A 22,695-nucleotide genomic window follows, 5' to 3' on the forward strand; every position below is an offset into this window, starting at 1 on the left:
GTGTATAAAATTGTATAGGTTGTCATATTTTCTTGGTTTATTAAAATCATTCTCTATATAATAATCATTATCAACTACAACATTTTGTTCTATCTCTGGTATTCTATTGTAAATGTTACTAAACGTTTTAAATACTTCCGAAAATTCAGTTATCTTCATTAATCTCACCTTCTAAGTTTTCATTATACACAAAAAATATATCCTAATATCTCAATTAGTCTCCCAATTTAAAACCACGTAACGATGCCCCTATTTCATCTTCAGTTATACCAATGTACCTTTTTGTAATTGCTTGCGAGCTATGATTAAAAATAAACATTAAGGTAGCAATGTCTCTAGTTTTCTTGTAGTAGTGATACCCAAAAGTTTTTCTTAATGTATGTGTTCCTATATCATCTCTTCCTAATTTTTCTGCTATATCTGCATATATCTGATAGACACGATCCCTTGTTATATGTCGACCTTGTTGCCGACTTGGAAATAACCAATCATTTTCTTCTTTACCTTCAGTATATAATAAAATCTCTTCTCTCAAATTATCTATAAAAATCGGTTTTCGCTTACCTGTTTTATGTTCAACAATAATAGGCTTACTTTTACCTCGTATGTCTCCAACTTTTAATCCTATAATATCTGACATACGTAACCCATTATTGATTCCAAACAAAAATAAAAAACTATCTCTTTCTGGATTACTTGTTCTTCTTAGCCAAAACTGAAAATCTTGTATCTCTTCATTTGTCCTTAACGGTTGTACATTATAGCTCACTATTGTTTCCCTTCTTAAAAATATTCTGAGTTCATGATTATATATATATTTTACCATAATCATGAACTTATATATATACTCTGTTAAAAGTGAAGAAAATCAAGGGGTTTAGTTTATGATTTTATATCATTTCAGTAACTCAGAATATTCCGACTTTTTTGTACAAAAAAATTAACCTTACTTATATGAAGATTCTAAGCTCTTATTTAAATTTTAGACGGGCAGTTATCCGTAGAAGTTCTTAGAATAGCTAATTTACATAATTAAATTATATGAAATTTAAGTTTGAACAATATACTAAGAACTCCCCTTACTATAAAGTGAAATGAATTAGCATATGAATAACCGTGCTATCAAGCTTTTCATTAATAAAATATTTTTATTAATATTTTATAACTTTACGCAAGATCATAATTTTGTCTGTAGATATTTCGTTATATCATTAAAGATAATAAGATTTAATGACCTCATTAATATTGTTTGCTAGGTCCAAACTCTTATTAAACTTTCCTTGCTATAAAACCCAAACATAGTAATAAAAAAATAACTTATTACCTTTAAATTATACTACCAACAAATGGTAGTTTATTATTAATTTATATAATATGAAACCTAAAATATAGTAGTATGTTAATTTATACTAAATTAAATAAAGTACTACCTTTAATAGGTAGTACTTTATTATCAAGCCATTATTCCTTCTTCTACTAGTTCTTTTTGTCACATAATTTTGTAATCAATAAATGTTGCGCAATAAGTATAAGAATTCCATTTTCTAAATTTGAAAGGTGATCCATAATTTCATGTTCAAGTAGTTTATTAATTGTCCACTTGTCGCTTCATCTAAAAATTTTATAGGTTTTAGGAATGCTATTCGCTTATTTTAGGAAGATTTTAACTGTTTGCTATAGATATATATCATACTAGTATCGTAATAAAAGTACTCTAAAAGAAGAATTTTCAAATACGCAAAATTAAGTACGAAAGAGTTGAAACAAATTTGGAGAAAATGAGCATAGAATGTCTGATGAGTTAAATAGACCTAAAAATTATCTAAAAGTGGAGCAAAATTAGGAATTACAAACAAAACACTAAATTAGTTTGTATAATTTTCCGTAATATTTAATATATATGAAAAGGAAAACGTAGAAAATTACGTCTACGTTTTCCTATTTAGTTCTATATTTTTATTAAATTTTATATTTACTCCTTTCACTTTTCGGAATAAATTCACTGTGACTCTTGATACCTTCTTTTATATATTGCTAATGTATTTTCTCCATTGCTATGAAAATAGAATCAACATATTTATAATATCTATCTAATCTATTTTCATTTAACCGCAGCATCTTATTAAATAACGTGTAAATAAGAATATAAAAGTTATTGAACTAATTAATAAAGATAGAATCATCGTAGTTGGATACGTAGATGAAACCTCAACTATAGTTCTTTTTCCCGTACCTTTAATAGACACTAAACCATTGTCATTTTCTATAGTGCTCTTTTTCCCATTTACTTTCACAACTGTTCCCCAATAATTGAATACAGGTAATGTGATATTTTGCTCATCGGCATCTTCTACTGTATAGACTATTTTGGAATTATATGCTTTATGAGATGCATTCTCCCATCGATCACCAACTTTTACTTCATGTTTCTTTAAATGATCTTTATATTTCAATGCATCTAATGGTGCATAGTCATATAGGCCTCCAGTTCTTGAGGATGTATAACGTGTAACATCTTTTTTGGTCATAACTAAACGACCTTTATACGACTGAATTTTATACGAATAATTTGCTTCTGTTGCTGCAGTCACAGTAAAAATAATAAGAACTATTCCTACAAGGCTCCGCATACTTTTTTTGTTGCTTGTTTTCCACTTTAAAAACACTATGGTTAAGATTAATGAACCAAAAAGCACTTGAAAACCCAAGATTCTCCACGGAAATTGAATGATTTGAATAGGTGTTTTTTGTAAAATTTCCCATGGAAAAAGATTCGTTGATAAAAACCAAGTGGTCACTGCACAAAAATAAATAATCTTTTCTTTATTGGTAAATTTTTTTAAAAAGAAAAGTGGAAGAATCAATGAAACCACACCAATTGTTCCCATTGTAAACGTAACTAAATCATTATTTACTGCACCGATTAAACTATCAGAAATATTCAATGCCCTTTCTTGAAGATTTGTGCGAAAAGGACGATTAATTTTTTGATGTAGGACTTGTTGTAACATCGGATACCAAACGTAAGCCGTTAAAAGAATGGTCCAACCAACAGCTTTTATCATATTTAATATCAGATCCGACATTTCTTTTTTCTCTTTTCGCTTAGAGAAAAGAGAGCCGATAAACAAGAAGCCAATAACAATCACACTCATAAAAGTGGAGAGAACATGGGTATAGATTAGCAAACTCATACTGATAGCTAAAGGAATCACACAGTTCTTTCTTTCATAAAGAAGATTATACGTGTAATACAAGATAACTGGTATAATCGTCAACGCAATTGATTCTGAAATTGCAGAACGCTGATATATATCAATTAAACGATATCCATAAAAGCTATACAAACAGCTAAATAAGAAAGCTGCATCTATTCGCTTAAAGAACCTTTGGCCATATTGATAGGTCACTAGAATTGTACAAATATTCAATACCCAAACGTATAAAATGTAACTTAGAATCAAATTATTTGTTATCCAGTAAAAAATTACGGCTGGAAAGAGTGTTAGATACGGATAAAAAAATTGACCCCTCCGCCATAACTATTAAATGTGGTAAAATTTATTAGACCAGAAAATACTGAGGACAAGCCTTTTATTCTAGAAAAGTGAAAAGCGATATCTCCTGTAGTTGAGATATTTTGTGTATTACTAAAAAACAAAAAAGAATAAAGACTAGCAATAACTAATAATATAACAAGTAGTACTAGTTTTTATAAAATAACATCCTGTATAAGTTGTCATACCGAAAGGTATGCCTTTCTATTATACAGAAGGTTATTCATCTATTAAATATGAAAGTGGAGCAGTTTGTTGCCCTGGATGGAGCTATCTATTGCCTTGAGTGGAGCAGTTATTCACCTCACTGGAGCTATTTATCTGCAATACTCAACTTGTTTAAATTTTTTTTCAGTAACTAATAGGAGTCAATGGCAATACGTACATCCATGTATTCTAAAGTGGTACAAACAAGGGGATTATCCATCGGTTTTCTTTCAAACGAGCTTAGAGTTGCCCTGAGCCAACTAATAAATAGCAAAACAAGCGAACCGAGAGAAGGCTTCGCTTGTTTCTGATCAATTCTGTTTAATTTTATCTAGGATCACTTCAAATGTTTCAAAGGTATCTATATCTAACTGGCACAGCCAAAGTAAGTATTTCTTTTCCTTATATGTCTAGTCAACAGTGGGGTAGGAGGTGATCAAATTATTGTATCTTGCTCTTTGTTCACTTGATGCTAGCTGCCAGCGTTTCTCAAATATTTTTTCTTCTTCCATTATCGATCCCCCAAAAAGAGCGCTGCCTGAAACTTCAATAACGGGCAGCGCAAGTCTAATTATGCAGATCTATGTATAGCATAACAAACAAATATGAAAAAACTTAGAAGGTAGTAGAAGTTCTGGCGTCTTTTGCTTTGCTTTCGTTCTTAATGTGTTTCATTCTAGGATATCTCAAAATAAAAACTATGCGTGGTGTTCTCATATTAATTACTTGTTTTTTTCTCTTTTAAGTACATTAATACTTCATATTCCTCAACATGCTTACTTACAAAGGCATTATAAAATGAAGTACCTAAAACCATAGCAATCAATGTTAATATAGAATAGCTGACAATACCCCAGTCTCCAGAAAACACTTCAGGAAACACTGCTTGTGGAAGACCTAGTATTAGAAATGAAATATAACAGATCATAACTACATTTAATAAGTTTTTATTCCTATCTGTCACTTTTCTTTTTAAATGGCAAAAATTTCAATCTTTAAATGGCGAAAAACAAAGAGCGTGAGACCCTATCCTTATCTCACGCTCTTTGTCTATTTTTCTAACAAATCAAGTATTTCTTGAGGAGAATCAATAATTATATCTACACTTTGAAAATTTTCTATATTTTTGGCTCCCCATTTAGCTAAACCAAATGCTATCCCACAAGCTTTCGCACTTTGCATGTCATATAATGAATCACCAATATAAATCGTTTCTTATTTTTTATGCCCAATTCATCAATTGCCTTTTGTATGGGGTCCGGAAAAGGTTTATGCAACTTAGTATCTGAAGCTGTAATTTGTATATCAAAATATAGATTTAACCCGTGGTGCTAGTTAATTTTTTCCTAGAGGAAAATGTCTAAACATGTTGGTAAATCAACAAAAAAACGCATAGAGTAGTCTCAAAACTCCCAAGAAATGAGGACTACATATGCGTTCATCAAAATATACTGAACATTATACAGATACTTTTATAACATTCAAGGAAATTATGAGAACTGTTTCTAACATATACCACAATTGTGTACCAGATAAGATTAAAAACCGAAGAAATACTGATCAACTGAAGCAACGCGATACAGTGATTATTGCTTGTGTTATATGGGGCATAATTAATGGCTATACTAGCCAAAGAGCCACGTATAGAGCGGTTTGTTCCGTCTTATTTCCTAATGGTGACTTTCCTAGTAGGAGTCGATTCACTCGCTTAAGTTCAAACTTAGCTTACACTATCAAGATTATTCGATACTTTTTCATCAAGAAGCTCACCAAAGGTGAACTAGTCGGAATTATAGATAGTTTTCCTAGTCCATTATGTAAACTAGTTAGAAATAGACAAGCAAAACTATTGAATCAAATAGCCAAAGTTGGCTATAACTCAACAAAAAAATCTTATTTTTATGGTCTTAAAATTCATATGATCGTTACTAAGACTGGCTTTCCGATTACTTACTCAATCACGAATCCAGGTGTCCATGACGTGAAAGTGTTAGAGACTTTATCGGAAGAAGCGAATCTTCCCAATATCCTAGGGGACAAAGGATATATTAGCCATAAAATCCATGAAAAGCTTGCCCTTATGGGCATTACTATATCCGTTCCGCCACGTAAAAACATGGATAAATCAGAAAAACTAGACCACAGCTTACTTGGAAAACAAAGAAAAATAGTTGAGACTGTTTTTTCTTCCTTAGAAAAATTAGGTTGTCAAAATTTCAACTCACGTTCTGTTAAAGTGCTAGAGAGTAGATTTGAAAGCATATTACTGGCTTACAGTGTTCTATTAAGTCGAGCACAACGACGTTTTGAAGGAACTTTGAGATATTCTTTAGGATATTAAAATTAACTAGCACCACGGGTATCTATTAAGAAGATCCTAGGTTATCTTAGATTATCTGCTAATCTTTGTATTTCCAGCAGTATCCTCCAGCATGTTTTTGAACTCCATTTGCAGCATCCCTAATACTTTTTGAGTTAACGCCAACTTCTTTTACAGCAGAAGCTATAGTATCGAATTCTTTTATTATTGTTCCATCATCAGTCATTTGAATAATCTGTCTTCCACGCTTCTTGCTAGGCTCACTAATCGCATCCTCTTTTTTGTTCGCTTTTAGAAAATCAGATTTTTCCTTAGCTATCCGCTCTGCCTCTTGTTTAGCAAATAATAGCTTAATTGCCTTATCCCTACGAGCCTCTAAAGTACCAACATCGTGCCGTGTTTTACGCATAATTCCTTCATCAAGAATGAGAATTTCATTATCGTAATCCTTAATTTTTCGATAAGCTTTAGCATAAGAATCATATAGCGCAGGAACATCATAGCCGTTATATCGAGCTTTATCAAAAAATGCAATAGCTTCATCTACTTTGCCATTTTTCCTAGCAGTTTCTCCACGTTCCCAATATGGATAACCTGCATCAAATCCTTTCTCCCAATTCCCTATATTTCGTATCTTGTTTAATGAAACTCGATTATGCAACCCGTTAATAATTACATCTTCTCTAGATATCACTTTTTCAATATTTAGGTTAACTTCAGTCTCATCATATCCACGATTTTTTGCATCGAATAATAACTCTTTCATCGCTGATTTTGAAATAGATTTCAGCATACTAAGGCTTTGCTCTGCTTCTTTTTTAGTGTAATTACTAACACTCATATATTCATTCATAGAATTATAACAATCGCTATAAGCACTGAAAATATAATTTGAAAGAGGCGTTAAGTCAAAGGGGCTACGAAAATAGACTCGCACATTTGTTGTACCGCCTTCACTTACAGTACAAGGTTCTATAGGTAAATCAATTCCATTTGTAGCATCTTTTCTAATAATGATGTAATTTCCCTTCTTAGCAAACTTAAACTTTAAGAATGTATATAGACAAGTTACATCGACATAATTATTACTGTTTTTTCGATACCTGATCCAACTGGTGTCGCATCCTTTTTTCTCAATAATATCTTGAATAAAAGCACAAGCTTCAAGTTCTTTTATGTCTGGAGTCATCTTTTCTATTTGCTTTTTTTGTTCTTCCAACGACTCCTCAATAATATCTAAAACACCCCAAAAAATCTTTCCGCATATATCTGCATCTGATTCCGCTCTATGGGCAGTGTCATTTATTAATCCGAAATATTCCGCTACAGTCTCTTGCTTATGATTTACAATGCCTTTTATATGTTTTCTAGAGAGACTCAGAGTATCAACATACTTAATTTTAGCATCATACCCAAGTCTAGAAAATGTGTTACTTAAAAATCCAAAATCGAAACTTGCATTGTGTGCACACATAGTGATTTTTCCATCTAGTGCATCTCCTAAAAATTCTACCAACTGGGGGTAAACTTCCTGCTCATTTGGAGCAGAGTTTAGCATTTCATTAGTTATATTATTTATTGCCGAAGCTGAGGCTGCAATTCTAACTTTTGGATTGACAAGAGTTCCGAATGATTGAATTGGAACTCCTTCTTTAAATAGCACCGCACCAATCTCTACAATTCTATCTGAAGAAGAATTTAGGCCAGTTGTTTCCACATCAAAAGCGATAAAAGTTTTACGAAACTCATCTACATTTGATATGTCCACTTCCAATTTTTCAGCAAAAACTTTACCAGTACGAAATAGACTAGAAGCCAGTTGATAATCAACGTGTTTACTAACCTTTCCTTGTTTTTTCTTTAGAAAATCAAATAATCCCACTATTATTTCCTCCCCCATTAATTTTATCCAGAATCACTTTTACGATGCCTTTTTCTTATATTCTACCTATTCGCATACCACAAGAAGTGATCTAACTTTCTTCTTCTAAAAGGAATATGTATATTATTTTCATCAAGTAGTTTTCCAACACATTCGTTAAATGCCTCGTAATCAAAACTTCTTCGCCACGTATCAATCTTATTCGTAGTTAGTCCTTGGATATAGTGTGGAAGAGTATTTTTAACGATACCATCAAAGATGGAGTAATCATCTCTCCCACACACTTCCACATTATGATATGTACAGTACTTGGATGCAAATGAGAACATATTAACTGCACCAATGTTCCTTGCGATAATATTTATCAACGAGGATCTCCTTTTGCCAACCGATCATCAAAATTTGGAATCTCCAGAATTACTTTAGCCAAATCATATAAAGACAACCTGCTCTTATATTGAGAAAGATGTGTTGAATTTGTTACATCAATTACCGCAATCTTCATCGCAATAGTATTTAAATCATTATGAAGAGGAAATGCATTCAAAACATCATGTATTATTAGACCTTCTTTCCCATAATTAGAGCTTGCACCTACAAACTTATGCTGTTTCTCAATATTTTCTTCAGTTAAAGATAAGTATTTTTGTTTATGGATTGTTTCACTTATAGTTTTTTCTTTACTTGAATCAAGCTTAAGAACCTTGTCAATGCACCAATATGTTGTTGCTCCTTTTATTGGGGAAATATCATTCTGCTTAAGATATTCTTTTAATAAACTCAGTTGTTTTCCTTCTGGAATAGTACCAGATTTCGTTTCTATGATATGAGGTTGTGGTTTGGAAGTACCTTCATTAGCAGCAAATACAGCATACTCAACATCATTTATTGTTATGATTTTCAATACAAATTACACCTCCTAATTACCTATCTTTATTTCATTGCCATCAGGCAATATAAAAGCCTGCACAAACTTGACACCTAGCACATCAGCAATCGCTTTCAACTCATCTAAGGTTACCGTTTCTCGTTGTAATTTCTTATTGAAATTCTGTGGAGTCTGTCCAATACGTCTAGCAAGTTCGGAAACACTTATATTCATTTGCTCACACAGTTCTTTAATCATTTCTGCCGTAGTCATACAGCACCTCCAAGTTTACGCTAAGAATATTATAAATCATTTGGTTTATAATAACAATAGTTATTAAAATATTATTATAATCAGCAAGCAAAAGAAAACCCACGACTCTACTGTAGAGTCATGGGCTATTTACTTCTGGTTTTCATATTTCCATTTCGATGCCAGATTTGAAGGATATGACGAAGTGTTCTTCATAGACTGTAACGCTCTGGATTATCTTCCTTACAAGCTTATCATCGTACTCTAAGGTACGGAATTTGTTCTTGCGGATAAATTCAATCAGCTCATTGATTCGCTCGTTCTCGCCACTGAGGGAGGCATCTTCTACTAAAAGGAGCTGTCGCTTGTCTCTCAGCTCATCAATCTCATCTGCTAGATGTTCATAATCTTGACCCTTATTAGCCAGCTTGATGAGTTCTTTTTGCTTTTTCTCCAGTAAGTTGTTAATCTCTGAAATTTGGTATTCTGTCGTTGGTTCTGTTGCAAAGTTTTAAATCTACTATCAAATAAGGTAGAATAATAGAAAAAGATAGCAGGAGGAATGACGATGAATCATTTTAAAGGAAAGCAATTTCAGCAGGATGTGATTATTGTAGCCGTGGGCTACTATCTTCGTTATAACCTTAGCTATCATGAAGTTCAAGAAATCTTATATGATCGTGGCATTAACGTTTCTCATACGACGATTTATCGTTGGGTGCAAGAATATGGCAAACTACTCTATCAAATTTGGAAAAAGAAAAATAAAAAATCCTTTTATTCATGGAAAATGGATGAAACGTACATCAAAATTAAAGGAAAATGGCATTATTTGTATCGAGCCATCGATGCAGATGGTTTAACCTTGGATATTTGGTTACGTAAAAAACGGGACACACAAGCAGCCTATGCTTTTCTTAAGCGGTTAGTGAAGCAGTTTGATGAACCGAAGGTTGTAGTCACAGATAAAGCCCCCTCTATTACAAGTGCCTTTAAGAAACTAAAAGAATACGGCTTTTATCAAGGGACAGAACATCGTACCATTAAATACCTGAATAATTTGATTGAACAAGACCATCGTCCAGTAAAGAGACGCAATAAATTCTATCGAAGTTTACGCACTGCCTCTACCACGATTAAAGGCATGGAAGCCATTCGAGGATTATATAAGAAAACCCGAAAAGAAGGCACTCTCTTCGGGTTTTCGGTCTGTACTGAAATCAAGGTATTATTGGGAATCCCAGCTTAAATCATAGATACCGTAAGGGATTTTATTCTTTATTTAAAACTTTGCAACAGAACCTTAGTACAATCAAAAACCTAACCGAAAATTTAATAACGTTTCACTGATTTCATCTTCATTAATTCCGATGTAGCGTTTGGTAATCTTCTCGCTGCTGTGACCAAAGATTTCCATTAAGGTGGCCACGTCTTTGGTTTTCTTGTAACAGTGGTAACCAAAGGTTTTTCGTAGGGTGTGGGTGCCGATATCGTCCCTTCCTAACAGCTTCGCGACCTTTTGAAACATCTGGTAGACTGTATTGATTTCTAAATGGCCGCCCTTAGTAGTGGGAAACAAGTAAGCCTCCGGATCTAAGGGTGCGGTATAGCCGTGAATCAAGTCCTGTAAGCTGCTTAAGTATAAAATGCGTGTTTTCCCTGTCTTTTGCTCCACGATGCGCGGGTTTTTTGAGGTAATCACGTCTTTTTTCTTGAGTTTGACGATGTCGGACATGCGCAGACCGCTGTTAATTCCAATTAGAAACAAGAAAACGTCACGTTCCGCATTTTTATTCCGTCGCAGGCAAAATAAAAAATCATTAATCTCCTGTTGCGACCGTAGTGGCTGAACATTATAGCCCATGACAATCCCTCCTTTTTAGTCTGTTCGAATACATGATTACAGTTATTATAACACGAAATCGTGTGTTTAGGGGGGGTAAAAAAAAAGAACCCTATAGGGATAGGATTCTTGATACATGATTTTATACAATTTCATGTATCGCATGATACTATTTGGATAATGCGCCAATCTGTTAGCACAAAAAAAGACATCGATTAAATCTCGTTGTCTTTTTTTGTGCTAACAGTCAAACTACTTATTAATTAAATAAACTTAATAAAGTTTGAATCGTACCATTTTCGATCAATATATAAATTCCTAAACCAATAAACACTATAGGAACAATGATTCGTTCATATTTTTCTAATGTTTCGGAAACAAAGGAAATTTTTGCTAATTTATAACTGACATAGCAAAGAATTGCAACAGAGAAAGCAAATACGATTAAAGTAATAACAATTTCTGAAAAGGCTAACGAAGTAAAGTAAGGAATATAAATGCCTAAATTATCGCCACCTGACGCAATGGTTATTAAGGCGACAGTCCAAAATAACCAACTGGTTCCTCTAGATTCTAACTTTTCAACGACTTCCTCTTCTTCTTCCTCCTCTTCACCTATCACAGCGACACGAATACCTAAATAAATTGGAATTAATCCAAGAAGTCCAATGATCCAATCTTGCGGAATAAAATTTAGCACATAAGCAGCAAACAAACTTACGGCTACCAAAATACCTGTTCCAAGATATTGACCCCAAAAAATGTGACGAATACCTTTTTGTGTGTGGCTTTGAGAAAAGATAATGAGCAAGATAAACAAATAATCAATACTGGTAGAAATATAAACAGCGATAGCTGAAAAAATACTTTGTAACAAAATAACTTCCTCCAAACTAAGATTTCATAGATAGATTTTCTGATAACTTAAAAAAAACACGAATAGCGGAAAGGATGTCTTCATTCGCTAAAGAGTAATAAACTACTTTTCCATCTTGACGTGATTTTGCCATTCCATGTTTTTTTAAAAAACGTAAATGGTGTGACGTTGTAGCGACACTAGCAGTAAGTATTTCTGCTAAATCACATACACACATTTCCTTATAGGTTTCTAAAGCATAGAAAATTTTAATTCTAGAAGAATCGCTGAAACATTTCCCTAACACAAGTAAGTTTGAAAAATCTTTTTGATCCAATTTATTTTTTATTACATTTACTTTTTCTTTATGTACGATAGTCACTTGGCAAACTTTTTCCATTCATCTCACCTCACATTCAAACGATTGTTTGAATGAAGTATATCTATTTGATCACTCGTTTGTCAATCTACCTTAATTCCAATACACTATTATAAGCAATTTCATGTATCAAAAGATTGTTCAAATAAAGAGCAGCATTGACAAGCGTACTTGTCTGAGTTATTCTTTATTCAGACAAATAAACTTGTCATTATAAAAGGAGGATAATTATGAAAAAAGAAAAGATATTAAACAGTTACCGAAATGAAAAAAAAGATGAAGGCAACGACCATATCAATAATATGAGTGATGAGAAAGGTTTCTTTGCTATGGCTATGTTAATCATGCTTATAACTATCTATAAAATATATATGAATTTGCCGTTTGGAGATACTGGTGCAATCCCATTATCTTTTTTATCTTTTCATAGCTTTAATCGTTATAAGCAAACGAAAGAAAAAGATACCTTGGTATATGGTATTGTTACTGGTTTTATTGGAATTGCGTTCTTAGTTTGGTATGTGATCGAAACAATATGAGTAAACAAGATAAAAATTATTCAGAAGAGACAGATTTAGTACTGAAAAATCATTTAAAGGACACCCGTAGAGAATTAGGGCTTTCTCAACAACAACTCGCAGATATGATCGGTGTTTCTAGAAATACGATTGGTTCAATAGAGAGATGTGTGTTTGTTCCTACAGCAAAATTAGCATTGATATTATGTATCGCTTTAGATAAAAAATTTGAAGAGTTGTTCTACTTTGATTAAATATAAAAAAATTAAAGAACCTTGTTAATACAAATTTCTAGATACACGATTCTATGTAATTTCATGTGTTACAACTTAATAGGAATTTAAATTTTATTATTAGATTTTTTAATCATTTACACGAAAATTAATTTTATAAAGAGCATACTCTATACTCTTATTTTTTTTCAAGAACTCAAAAAAGCGGAAAATCCCAGATTTAAAAATCTGAGTTTCCGCTTTTGTCATTTCAAGGATGGACTATTGTCTCAGCCTCTTCTAATTTATTCTTAAGATATTTTTACTTTCTCTGCAGGTGCTGATACTTCTTTTTGTTCTTTTCGACCTTTCAACTTATACTTCATTAATCTCATGCCATTGAAAATTACCACCAAGATACTACCTTCATGAACCAACATTCCGATAGACATATTCATCCATTCGCTGAAGAAGACGCTGGTCAACAAGACCAACACTACTCCAATTGAAATCACGATATTTTGTTTCATATTATTTGCGGTGGCTTTTACTAATCCTAATGCGTGAGGCAAGTTGCTGAAGTTCGAGTTCATTAAAACGACATCGGATGTTTCAATCGCTACGTCCGTTCCGCTTCCCATTGCGATTCCAATGTCTGCTAAAGCTAAGGACGGACTATCGTTAACGCCATCTCCAACAAAGGCTACAATTTGACCACGTTGTTGAAGTTTTCCGATATAAGCCGATTTGTCTTCCGGCAACATGTGGCCGTGAGCTTCGGTCAAACCAAGTTCGCCGGCGACCACATCAACGGTTCCTTGGTTATCTCCTGAAAGAACGACTAGATTTTTCACGCCCAAGTCTTTTAATTCCTGCAAATTAGCTTTCACACCCGGACGGACTTGATCGCGAATGCCCATCAGTACTTTTAATTCACCGTCGACCGCTGTCAAAACGAGAGAGTTCCCTTGTTGTTCAAACCGTTTGACATCTTTTTGCACTTTTTTGCTAAGAGTGACATTTTCTTTTTCCATCAAGGCCACATTCCCAACAGCCACTCTATGTCCAGCTACACTTGAAACGATTCCGCCGCCTTTCACGACTTCAGTTTCTTCAACAGGATAAAAGTTTGTTTCTCCAATTTGATTTAAGATCGCTTTTGCTAATGGATGATCTGATTCCCGTTCCACACTGGCCAGATAGCCAAGCGTTTCAGCAGAATCTTTTTCATACAGTTCAGTCGCTGCAACGGTTGGGTTTCCGACAGTTAAAGTACCTGTCTTATCAAATACAATTGTATCCACATTGCTGAAGTCTTGAATGACTTCACTCCCTTTTAAAAGAACACCGTTACGAGCACCATTCCCAATACCGGCAACGTTTGAGACAGGCACTCCGATAACTAATGCGCCTGGGCAACCTAGAACCAAGATGGTGATTGCTAACTCAATATTTTGACTGAACGCCCATACAACAATTGCCAGAACCAAGACAGCTGGTGTGTAGTATTTAGAAAAGCGATCAATGAACCGTTCTGCTTCGGATTTAGAATCTTGTGCTTCTTCCACGAGTTCAATAATTTTACCAAATGTGGTGTCCTCACCAACTCGGTCAGCTCTGATTTGAATCGTTCCGTTTTCTAAAATGGTTCCTGCAAAAACTTCTGCATCAGCTTGCTTATTGACCGGAACAGCTTCCCCTGTAATGCTAGCTTCATTGATATGCCCTTCACCCGTAAGGACTATGCCATCTACTGGAACTTTCGCACCCGTTTTAACGAGTAAGATATCCCCTTCATCTATATCATCCACGTCTACTTCTTCAAATTCGCCATTATCCATTTGTTTCAAGGCGCTTTCGGGTGCCATTTCAGTCAATTCTTTGATAGCAGATCGCGTTTGGTTCAATGTTCGTTGTTCCAAGTAGTGTCCGAATAAGAATAAGAACGTGACAATAGCCGATTCTTCATAATTTTGAATAAAAAGCGCACCAATCGCTGCAATACTGACTAAGACATCAATACTGATGACTTTGACTTTCATTGCTTGAAACGCTTGAATGGCAATTGGCGTAATCCCAAAGACAGAGGCGATGATCAAAGACCACTCTGAAAGTCCTACGTTTTCTAAAACAAAGTGACTGAAGAAACCGAGTACGATTAACAATCCACTGATGACGGTGATAACATTTTTCTTGCTTAATATATATTGTTGCATGCTTTTTCCCTCCAAATTTAATTTCTCTTTTATTGATAAACATAATATAAAATAATTGCCTAAGTAATTAATTGACTGACATCAAGTTTAGAAAGTTCTCTTTTATCGTTTCTAAGCACCTCGAATCGGATTGCAACAAAAAAAGCAATCCTGAAAAAATAGCTTTTCTTCCAGAATTGCCTAGTTCATTTAATCTGTTAAGCGGCCTTGACTTTTGCTTTAAGGACCGGATAGCCTACGTTTTCGATAGCTTTTTGAATCTCTTCAATCGAAGTGACAGCTGAATCAAAATTGACTTTGACTTTGCTGGAGTTGAATAATACTTTAAGGCTGTCTTTATCAACACCGTTAACTGATTTTACAGCACCTTCAATTTTTTGCATACAACTTGGACAAGACAACGTTTCTAATTGCAATATAGCTTTTTCCATAATTCCTATCTCCTTTATGTGTTTTTATTTTATAGGCAGCAGATTAATGAACACTGCCTTTTCCTCTTTACAACTGTAATATAGCTCACTTTTAGCAAACGAAAATTGACGCATATCAAGTTTTGCACTTCTTTTTATCTTTTTGCTCAATTCACCATCTTAATAGTCTTTTTCTGCCCCTTATTGCCATCAGAATAATAAGAAATTGGTGGATAATCTTGTCTGCGTATAAACTATACTACAATTGCGCCAATAAACAGGGCCAGAGACAAGGCTTGCGAAACGCGGATCCACTCGCCAATCCATAAACTGTCCGTTCGCATACCTTCAATGAAGAACCGACCCACTGAGTACCACAAAACGTAACTCAAAGCGACTTCTCCTTGACGCAAAAGCTGTTTTCGGTTCCGTATAGTGACGATGAGGACAAAGCCCAACAAACTCCACAATGACTCGTATAAAAAAGTCGGATGGTAGTAGGTACCATTGATATTCATTTGTTCAAATGATAAATTCAGGTAAATAAAGATTTTCCAAGAATTGACGAGTAACCGGCCCACCATGAGCTTCCTGATTCATAAAATTGACCCAACGACCAATGGACTGGGCTAACAATACATTGGGCGCTAAAATATCAAGAACGAGTGCCAAAGAAGTACCTTTTTTCTTTGCATACCAATATAGCGTACCCCCTCCTGCAATCAATCCCCCATAAATCGCAATACCGCCATTCCAAATCGCAAGGATTTGTCCTGGATTTTGCAGATAATAACCAAGTTCAAATAACACATAATAAAGCCGAGCGCCGAGGAGTCCAATCGGAATTGCCCATAAGGCCATATCGATAATGGTATCCTCTTCCAGTCCTTTTTTCTTTGCTTCCTTGGTGCTCAACTGGAGAGCCGCTAATATGCCCGCTGCAATAATGACTCCATACCAATGAATCACAACAGAACCAATCTCCACCACATGGGGATTCAAAACGCCTAATACGAATCCCATTCTATTTGCTCCATTTCTTCAATTTTTCGCGTCATTCTAGTCATGGTGATGTTGAACAAGATTCCGGCTAAGCTCCATGGAAACCAAACAGTGAATACACTTTTATCTCCCTGGTCACTCGCTTCGTAATACGCCACTTTTCCGTGTCCGATTACGCCGGCTCCTTTTACAACTTCCTCTTCTTTTTCCATAGCTAACCTATCTGCCTCAACAACGTTAGACGTTTTTGCTTCGCCGCCAATCGTGTTCTTGGTGAAAGGGACGACAAAGAATGCACCCGCTGCTGACAACGTGATGGCAACTATCACCCAAAAACAATGCACATTCACCCTACTTATTTTTACGTTTTGTTCGACAACCCTATCTTAAAGAAAAATAAAACAAAAAAACTTGAGGGTTATCATGTTTGTGCTTTTATTTTTCCAATGAATGAAGGTCGTTCTGTCTTAAAAAAGCCAAAAACGGACAGATGGAAGCAAAAGCACTGAGTTCTGTCCCGTTGTTAATGAAGAGCGACAGAACACCAACGTGTAGAAAAAAGTGTGTCCGATTATTCGCTGTAAAGCAATAAATCATCTAAATCCTGAATCTTGATCCTTTTCCCAGACAGCTGTTGAATCAATCCCTCGTCCTCCAATTCTCCAAATTTGCGACTGATGGTCTCAGGTGTCGTTCCTAAATAGGAAGCAATGTCCTTTTTTGCCATCGGCAGGGTGATGGTGGGAGAGTTGCCCATTTCAGGTTCCACATTTTCTGCCAAAAACAAAACTAAACGGGTAATGACACTCTCCACGGCTACTTGTGTCGTTTGACGTTCTGAACTTTCTAACCGTTTAGACATTTCCGCCAATAGTTTTAAAGAAATAGCTGGGTATTGTTCCAGAAAATCTTGGACATCTTTTTGCTGAATCATACAGACAACGGTATCTCGGGTTGCTTCGGCATATTCCTCGTGTACTGCATCCGGGTTGAACAAGGTCCATTCTCCGGTGAAATCACCAGGGCTCAAGATCCGCACTAGCTGCTCTTTGCCAGAGTCTGCCAATCGATAAATACGGATTTTCCCACGATTGATAATATATAAAGTATCCTCTTTTTCTTGTGAACGAAACAGAAACTCTCCTTTTTGATACTGTTTCGTGTGGGCTTTTTCAGCAATGTAATTCATCGCGCTATCCTCTAAGTGATTGAATATTGGAACCAAGCGGATACAGGCTGCGTGGTCGCCAATTTCATGATGGGTATGTTTAGTCAATTCATTCTCCCCCTTTATTTATTTTGTTTATATTCGCTGCTTTTATTATATAAGTCTCTTACTACAAAAAAATTGATGCACATCAAGAAAATGGAAAAAGGACTGGAAAGAATTCCAATCCCTAAATCAGCTTCTACCTTTACCTTAATCTTCATCCTCATCAAGAGCGTCATCATCTTCTAATGCTTCTTTACCAATGAACGCTTGCAGCATCCAAATGTTCTTGTCTAAGTCATTTTTAAAAGCAATCAATGTATCTTCTAAAGCATCGTCACCCTCGTCTTGAGCTAAACGAATCGCGCGAATAGTTAGGTCACGAGTGCTTCTGAAGTCCTCGATAATATTTTCAACCATGTCTTCTGCTTTAGCGTATTTATTAACTGCATCTTCCGAAAGCATCGAATATTTTTCAAATTCAACCGTTGTCGAAGCAGGTTTATGCCCAGAAGTAATTAGACGCTCCGCAAGTTTGTCGAACCATTTTTCATTTTCGTTATACAACTCTTCAAATTTTTCATGCAACGTAAAGAAATTGGCTCCTTTTACATACCAGTGATATTGGTGCAGTTTCACATGTAATGTATGCATGTTGCCTAAAAGATGATCCGCAATGGCCGCTGCATTAATTTTCGTATGATGAACATGTTCCTTGTGTTCTTGTTCTTCTTGCAATCTTTCTTGGGGTGTTCTTTCTTGAGTAGCTTTATTTTCAGTCATGATTTATTCCTCCTATAATTTTGGTTTGTTTAAAATAGCTTTCTTTGATTCCTCCTTTTTCTTTACTGAATTTAGTATAGGATAGATTTCCGTTAAAAAAATTGACGCTCATCAAGAAAAGTATTTCTTAATAGACGCCAGGCTTCTCTATTAAATTCAACTGAAATAATCAAAGGAATGAAGTCGTCCCCTCCAAACAAAAATTTCATTAAAGTAGGGCCTAAAAAAAGAATAGCAACTATACTTTGTCAAGAGACCTGACTGCTATTTTTTTGCTTGTTATTCTTCAATTACCAAATGTCTTACCTTGCAGTATATTTAATACTCTTTCTCACTAGTGTTGCATGCAACACTAGTGAGAAAGAGCATTAATAAGATTAACCTAGAAGAATAACTTTACTTTATTTATGTCACACCATAAATAAAAATTGAAAAGAATTTTTTTATTTATTTTTAGTAGATCGATTAATAGGAGTTTTAGCTTGGGAGCGTCAATAATTTTGTGTAAATGGTTCTTCCCTACTGTAGATTGTTTCTAATTCTCCATCGGTTGACTCAGCATTTGTTCGAGCTCGCCTTCGGCCTGTTGGAAACCTTTATGACTGCGACCTAGGAATTTTTGGTTGTAAGTATCAAAAGACGAGACTAAGAAACGTTCCATCGACTCTTCATTTTGGAACTGTTCCTTGCGGTGGCTGTATTTCTTGATTTGTTTATTGAAAGATTCGATTAAATTAGTTGAGTAAATGCTTCGGCGGATACCAGGCGGAAACTCATAAAAAGTCAATAAATCTTGATTTTTTATCAGTGACTGCGTCACTTTAGGATAAGTTTTCTGCCACTTCTCAATCATACTCCCTAAAAAGGTATTTGCCTCTTCCTTTGAGCTAGCTTGATAAACAGCCTTAAAATCATCACAGATTTCTTTTCGATCTTTGACACATACTTTGTGAACAATATTACGGGAAACGTGCACACAGCAATGTTGAAAACGGGCTTTGGGGTAGAACCGACTAATCGCTCCTACCATCCCCTTTAAGCCATCCGTGATGAACAGGAGGACATTTTTCAAACCGCGCTCTTGAAGGTCCAATAAAATTTCCTCCCAAATCGTGATGGATTCAGTCGGTGCAATCGCATAGCTCAATACTTCCTTTGATCCGTCCGGGCGAATGCCAACTGCGATATGAATAGCTTCCTTGGCGACGGTTTTCCGCTTTAACGGAATATACGTTGCGTCCATATAAATAGCAGCATAACTGTCATGAAGCTCCCGCCCTTTAAACGCCGTTACCTCTTCTGTAAATGATTTTGTTATATTGGACATGGTTTGGGGCGTGTAGTGATGCCCATACATTTTCTCAATCAAGTCTGCGATTTCCGACATGGTAATACCTTTTCGGAAGAGGTGAATGACGGTCTCCTCTAACGTGTCATTCGTCCGTCTATAAGCAGGAACAGTCTGTTGCTTGAACTCACCATTGCGGTCGCGCGGAATCTGGAGATGAAGTTCCCCGTACTCGGTCTTGACTGTACGGTCATAGGAGCCGTTACGAGAATTACCCGTGTTAAAACCAATGCGATCGTACTTTTCGTAATCGAGGAAAGCCGTTAACTCCGTTTTGAGAAGCGTATTGACAGCTTTTTCCAAATGGACACGGAATAATTCATTCAAATCGCCTTTGTTCGCTAGAGTCTTTAGAATTTCTGTAGTAAAATCGTTCATATGGAAGTCCTCTTTTCTGTGAATGTGTTGTGGTAACTCTATTCTACACAAGGGACTTCCTTTTTTCTATTTACACAAAATATTTTGTTATCACTGTTGAATCATCATTTATAAGTGAACGTAAAAGATAATAGATACCCAAAAACAGAAAGAAAAATAACGGTAATACACGGAGTAAAACAAACGGAGTTTCAAAAATGAACGCTTTCCAAAACCACATACCCTCCATTTCCCATAAACCTTGGGTAAAATACCATGATTTAAAGTTCAATATCTTATCCAAATTCCAAGAATTACTACTAAAAAAAATAAAGAAATACAATAAAAATAGAGTTCCATAAGTATAACCATATTTTACATATCTTTTCTTTACACTTTCTTGAGAATCAGTGTCAGAAAATATGTCCCTTGTTACATCAGGATATTCTTGCTGAAAATACTGAGCGCCACCAGAACGACTTCCCTTTATTAGTTTCCAACCACTATCAGAAAACAATGTTACATAATCTTCATATTTTATTTTTCCCATACTTTTTTCTCTAAAATCAAGGCGCACATAAGGAATAAACTTTTCTTTACTAGCCAATTTTTCAAAAGTATATATAGGCACCACTGAACTAACAGAAACTAACCTATAACCTTCTTCTTGTATAGAATTAATCCATTCTTCTTTTTTTTTTTAAGGATAAGAAAATTCTAAATTTTTTCATGTTATCTCCTCCTAATATCCAAAATCAGAAGATAGCTTAATCAAACTTCCTAGACGTTCTATTTCTAGTCTTAAGACTTCTTCTCCCAGATCAGTAATTTTGTAAACTCTTCTTCTTTTTTCCCTACTTGGAATTTCTTCTATCCAATTAAGTTTAAGTAAATTTTCAATCGCTCCGTACATAGTTCCAGCAGCTACCTTAACTGATCCCTCGCTTAACTTATCAATTTCTTGAATAATAGCATATCCATGAGCAGGTGTAGTTAAAACTAGCAGAATATAAAAAGTTGTTTCAGTTAAAGGTAAATATGGATTTCTAATCATATAAAGACACTCCTCTTAATATACAGTTCCATTATATAAAGCTTAACTATATACATAGTATATGAATTGACAGACATCGGTACGCCAATCGTCAAACAGCATAATGGTATCAATGAGATCACCTTATATTATGACTTGCCGCTCTTCTTTTATTTCATCATCGGGTTGACCTTCATTGGTTGGCTGATTTTATTCATCATGTTTATTAGAAGTCGGATACATTCATAAAAAAATGAGGTCGAGACAAAAATCGTTTATGAGAAATTAGAGAAAAAACGAACAATACATTTTTTGTATTGCTCGTTTTTTTTAAATTTCCGAAAAACCTGCCTTTCGGACGTCGTTTATTTGAGAGAGGTTAGGACAGAAGTGTTTAACTCTGAGAAATAAGAAGAAATGAACGAAAATTGCTTTTCAAATTTTTGTTCATTTCGGCTTATTTAAGAAGGAGTTGCTTCTGCTCCCGTCGTTTATTCGAGAGTCTGTAGCAAACCTGATTTTTAGATTTGTCCCATATTCTTATTGTGACAATATTCCTTCGTTTCTCTTCACTCCAACGTGACTGCTACCCCATAATGATCACTGACAATCGGGCCATTTTCCCCGTCAAAAATACGTTGATAACTTGTAACAAAGCAATCTTGTGGTACATAAATATAGTCGACACGTAGCCCCTCTTTATTGTTTTCCCAGCCATCGATTCTCTTTTCGATCGTTGCTTCAGCTTGTTTTTTTTGCGCGATTGTATAAGCATCACGAATAGGCAACTGACTTTTTGCCACTAAATCGTACCCGCTGCCTTCAGCAGGATTGTTGAAATCCCCTAATAGATACAGTGGTGTTGTAAGAGGCGCTAAACTTGCTTCTAATTCTTTCCACTCAAATGCAAATCCGCTTTTTTCATCTACCCACCAAGAAAAATGACAACTTGCTACAGTAATACATTGTGTTTTGACAGAGGTTTGACCTACTAATATTTTTCGAGTATGGTAATCCTCTTTTTCTTTTGTTTCGGAGACTAGGTGCGTTTGACTAGTTAGTGGTTGTTTGGAAAGAAGCGCATTGCCTTCCTCATAGATAGCATAGCCGATATGACTCATTTCCCAACTCCAATAGTAAGTTTCACCTTGTTCTGCTAAGAGCTGGATCAAGCAATAGGCAAAGTTATCCGAGCGGACAGGCGTTTGTTCCTGCACCTGACTAAAATTCTTCAGCTGCTCACTGGTTAGTCGTTTTGCGTCCATCGTTTGATTGACTTCTTGCAATGCGATCACATCATATTGTTCATGACAGATTTTTTGAGCGATCTGTTTTAATTTTTCTTGTGGTTCCTCTTCTAACCAACTATGCGTATTCAACGTCATTATTTTCATATAATTCTCCTTCTTAATGGGATGGGTCGAAACATTGCTCCCACCTTC

Annotated in this window: 21 protein-coding genes and 5 pseudogenes; 5 read left to right on the top strand and 21 right to left on the bottom strand. The window is 35.1% G+C overall.

Annotation, left to right across the window (positions count from 1 at the left end; all coding sequences use genetic code 11):
* Positions 1 to 214 precede the first annotated feature (214 nt).
* The 4 genes and pseudogenes from IGK53_RS12980 to IGK53_RS12995 form a co-directional block, all read right to left on the bottom strand.
* Positions 215 to 769 (bottom strand): tyrosine-type recombinase/integrase, encoded by a 555-nt coding sequence (locus tag IGK53_RS12980; RefSeq protein WP_195219795.1) that lies wholly within the window; start codon positions 767 to 769, stop codon positions 215 to 217.
* A 1,336-nt stretch (positions 770 to 2,105) separates the two neighbouring features.
* Positions 2,106 to 3,694, bottom strand: a pseudogene (locus IGK53_RS12985) (hypothetical protein).
* A gap of 381 nt (positions 3,695 to 4,075) precedes the next feature.
* Positions 4,076 to 4,276, bottom strand: a pseudogene (locus IGK53_RS12990) (hypothetical protein).
* Between the two features lie 642 nt (positions 4,277 to 4,918).
* Positions 4,919 to 5,041 (bottom strand): hypothetical protein, encoded by a 123-nt coding sequence (locus IGK53_RS12995; RefSeq protein WP_228780300.1) that lies wholly within the window; start codon positions 5,039 to 5,041, stop codon positions 4,919 to 4,921.
* 155 nt (positions 5,042 to 5,196) lie between these two features.
* Here IGK53_RS12995 and IGK53_RS13000 point away from each other — a divergent pair, with 155 nt between their 5' ends.
* Positions 5,197 to 6,105, top strand: a complete 909-nt coding sequence (locus tag IGK53_RS13000) for an IS982-like element ISEfm1 family transposase (RefSeq protein WP_430605053.1) — start codon at positions 5,197 to 5,199, stop codon at positions 6,103 to 6,105.
* 58 nt (positions 6,106 to 6,163) lie between these two features.
* Here the strand turns inward: IGK53_RS13000 and IGK53_RS13005 are convergent, their stop codons facing one another.
* The 4 genes and pseudogenes from IGK53_RS13005 to IGK53_RS13020 all read right to left on the bottom strand — a co-directional run.
* Positions 6,164 to 7,966, bottom strand: coding sequence for an exonuclease domain-containing protein (locus IGK53_RS13005; RefSeq protein ID WP_430605054.1), 1,803 nt, complete (start codon positions 7,964 to 7,966; stop codon positions 6,164 to 6,166).
* A 364-nt stretch (positions 7,967 to 8,330) separates the two neighbouring features.
* The gene (locus IGK53_RS13010; RefSeq protein WP_277891362.1) at positions 8,331 to 8,870 is read right to left on the bottom strand and encodes a hypothetical protein; all 540 of its coding nucleotides are present in this window, start codon (positions 8,868 to 8,870) and stop codon (positions 8,331 to 8,333) included.
* Between the two features lie 15 nt (positions 8,871 to 8,885).
* On the bottom strand, positions 8,886 to 9,107 hold the full coding sequence (locus IGK53_RS13015; RefSeq protein WP_002331328.1) for a helix-turn-helix domain-containing protein: 222 nt from the start codon (positions 9,105 to 9,107) through the stop codon (positions 8,886 to 8,888).
* A gap of 142 nt (positions 9,108 to 9,249) precedes the next feature.
* A pseudogene (locus IGK53_RS13020) lies at positions 9,250 to 9,579 on the bottom strand (recombinase family protein); the annotation flags it as partial.
* 75 nt (positions 9,580 to 9,654) lie between these two features.
* On the opposite strand from IGK53_RS13020, the gene IGK53_RS13025 reads away from it, so the two are divergent.
* Positions 9,655 to 10,335 carry an IS6-like element IS1216 family transposase gene (locus IGK53_RS13025; protein WP_185952816.1) on the top strand — a complete coding sequence of 227 codons (681 nt, stop codon included), beginning with the start codon at positions 9,655 to 9,657 and terminating at the stop codon, positions 10,333 to 10,335.
* 63 nt (positions 10,336 to 10,398) lie between these two features.
* On the opposite strand, the gene IGK53_RS13030 is transcribed toward IGK53_RS13025, so the two are convergent.
* From IGK53_RS13030 to IGK53_RS13040, 3 genes are all read right to left on the bottom strand, one after another.
* Positions 10,399 to 10,950 carry a tyrosine-type recombinase/integrase gene (locus IGK53_RS13030; RefSeq protein WP_047927362.1) on the bottom strand — a complete coding sequence of 184 codons (552 nt, stop codon included), beginning with the start codon at positions 10,948 to 10,950 and terminating at the stop codon, positions 10,399 to 10,401.
* A gap of 238 nt (positions 10,951 to 11,188) precedes the next feature.
* Positions 11,189 to 11,806 carry a CadD family cadmium resistance transporter gene (locus IGK53_RS13035; protein WP_002341317.1) on the bottom strand — a complete coding sequence of 206 codons (618 nt, stop codon included), beginning with the start codon at positions 11,804 to 11,806 and terminating at the stop codon, positions 11,189 to 11,191.
* Positions 11,807 to 11,822: 16 nt separating this feature from the next.
* On the bottom strand, positions 11,823 to 12,185 hold the full coding sequence (locus tag IGK53_RS13040; protein WP_002341318.1) for an ArsR/SmtB family transcription factor: 363 nt from the start codon (positions 12,183 to 12,185) through the stop codon (positions 11,823 to 11,825).
* A gap of 209 nt (positions 12,186 to 12,394) precedes the next feature.
* On the opposite strand from IGK53_RS13040, the gene IGK53_RS13045 reads away from it, so the two are divergent.
* Positions 12,395 to 12,703, top strand: coding sequence for a DUF6442 family protein (locus tag IGK53_RS13045; protein WP_010728593.1), 309 nt, complete (start codon positions 12,395 to 12,397; stop codon positions 12,701 to 12,703).
* Complete coding sequence (locus IGK53_RS13050; RefSeq protein ID WP_002329962.1) at positions 12,700 to 12,936, top strand: helix-turn-helix transcriptional regulator; 237 nt, start codon at positions 12,700 to 12,702, stop codon at positions 12,934 to 12,936. Before IGK53_RS13045 ends, IGK53_RS13050 begins: the two co-directional genes overlap by 4 nt.
* A 269-nt stretch (positions 12,937 to 13,205) precedes the next feature.
* Here the strand turns inward: IGK53_RS13050 and IGK53_RS13055 are convergent, their stop codons facing one another.
* The 9 genes and pseudogenes from IGK53_RS13055 to IGK53_RS13095 all read right to left on the bottom strand — a co-directional run bounded on the left by IGK53_RS13055 (position 13,206) and on the right by IGK53_RS13095 (position 21,274).
* The gene (locus tag IGK53_RS13055; protein ID WP_264453293.1) at positions 13,206 to 15,110 is read right to left on the bottom strand and encodes a heavy metal translocating P-type ATPase; all 1,905 of its coding nucleotides are present in this window, start codon (positions 15,108 to 15,110) and stop codon (positions 13,206 to 13,208) included.
* A 197-nt stretch (positions 15,111 to 15,307) separates the two neighbouring features.
* Complete coding sequence (locus IGK53_RS13060; protein WP_002342389.1) at positions 15,308 to 15,541, bottom strand: heavy-metal-associated domain-containing protein; 234 nt, start codon at positions 15,539 to 15,541, stop codon at positions 15,308 to 15,310.
* Between the two features lie 146 nt (positions 15,542 to 15,687).
* Positions 15,688 to 16,543 (bottom strand): annotated as a pseudogene (gene lgt, locus IGK53_RS13065) (prolipoprotein diacylglyceryl transferase).
* Positions 16,528 to 16,866, bottom strand: a complete 339-nt coding sequence (locus IGK53_RS13070; protein ID WP_002320187.1) for a hypothetical protein — start codon at positions 16,864 to 16,866, stop codon at positions 16,528 to 16,530. Before IGK53_RS13070 ends, lgt begins: the two are co-directional and overlap by 16 nt.
* A 227-nt stretch (positions 16,867 to 17,093) precedes the next feature.
* Positions 17,094 to 17,798, bottom strand: coding sequence for a Crp/Fnr family transcriptional regulator (locus IGK53_RS13075; RefSeq protein WP_002320186.1), 705 nt, complete (start codon positions 17,796 to 17,798; stop codon positions 17,094 to 17,096).
* Between the two features lie 144 nt (positions 17,799 to 17,942).
* Positions 17,943 to 18,515 carry a Dps family protein gene (locus IGK53_RS13080; RefSeq protein WP_002292150.1) on the bottom strand — a complete coding sequence of 191 codons (573 nt, stop codon included), beginning with the start codon at positions 18,513 to 18,515 and terminating at the stop codon, positions 17,943 to 17,945.
* Positions 18,516 to 19,050: 535 nt separating this feature from the next.
* Positions 19,051 to 20,241, bottom strand: a complete 1,191-nt coding sequence (locus tag IGK53_RS13085; RefSeq protein WP_252705701.1) for an IS256 family transposase — start codon at positions 20,239 to 20,241, stop codon at positions 19,051 to 19,053.
* Positions 20,242 to 20,311: 70 nt separating this feature from the next.
* Positions 20,312 to 20,951: pseudogene (locus tag IGK53_RS13090) on the bottom strand (DUF2812 domain-containing protein).
* Positions 20,952 to 20,962: 11 nt separating this feature from the next.
* Positions 20,963 to 21,274 carry a PadR family transcriptional regulator gene (locus IGK53_RS13095; protein WP_002291321.1) on the bottom strand — a complete coding sequence of 104 codons (312 nt, stop codon included), beginning with the start codon at positions 21,272 to 21,274 and terminating at the stop codon, positions 20,963 to 20,965.
* A gap of 66 nt (positions 21,275 to 21,340) precedes the next feature.
* Between IGK53_RS13095 and IGK53_RS13100 the strand changes: the two genes are divergently transcribed.
* Positions 21,341 to 21,502, top strand: coding sequence for a hypothetical protein (locus IGK53_RS13100; protein ID WP_002291320.1), 162 nt, complete (start codon positions 21,341 to 21,343; stop codon positions 21,500 to 21,502).
* Positions 21,503 to 21,822: 320 nt separating this feature from the next.
* Here IGK53_RS13100 and IGK53_RS13105 read toward each other — a convergent pair whose 3' ends face one another.
* Complete coding sequence (locus tag IGK53_RS13105) at positions 21,823 to 22,647, bottom strand: endonuclease/exonuclease/phosphatase family protein (protein WP_002342391.1); 825 nt, start codon at positions 22,645 to 22,647, stop codon at positions 21,823 to 21,825.
* Positions 22,648 to 22,695: the final 48 nt, after the last annotated feature.

Source organism: Enterococcus sp. DIV1224, from assembly GCF_050555455.1.
GTDB classification, from domain to species: Bacteria; Bacillota; Bacilli; order Lactobacillales; family Enterococcaceae; genus Enterococcus_B; species Enterococcus_B lactis.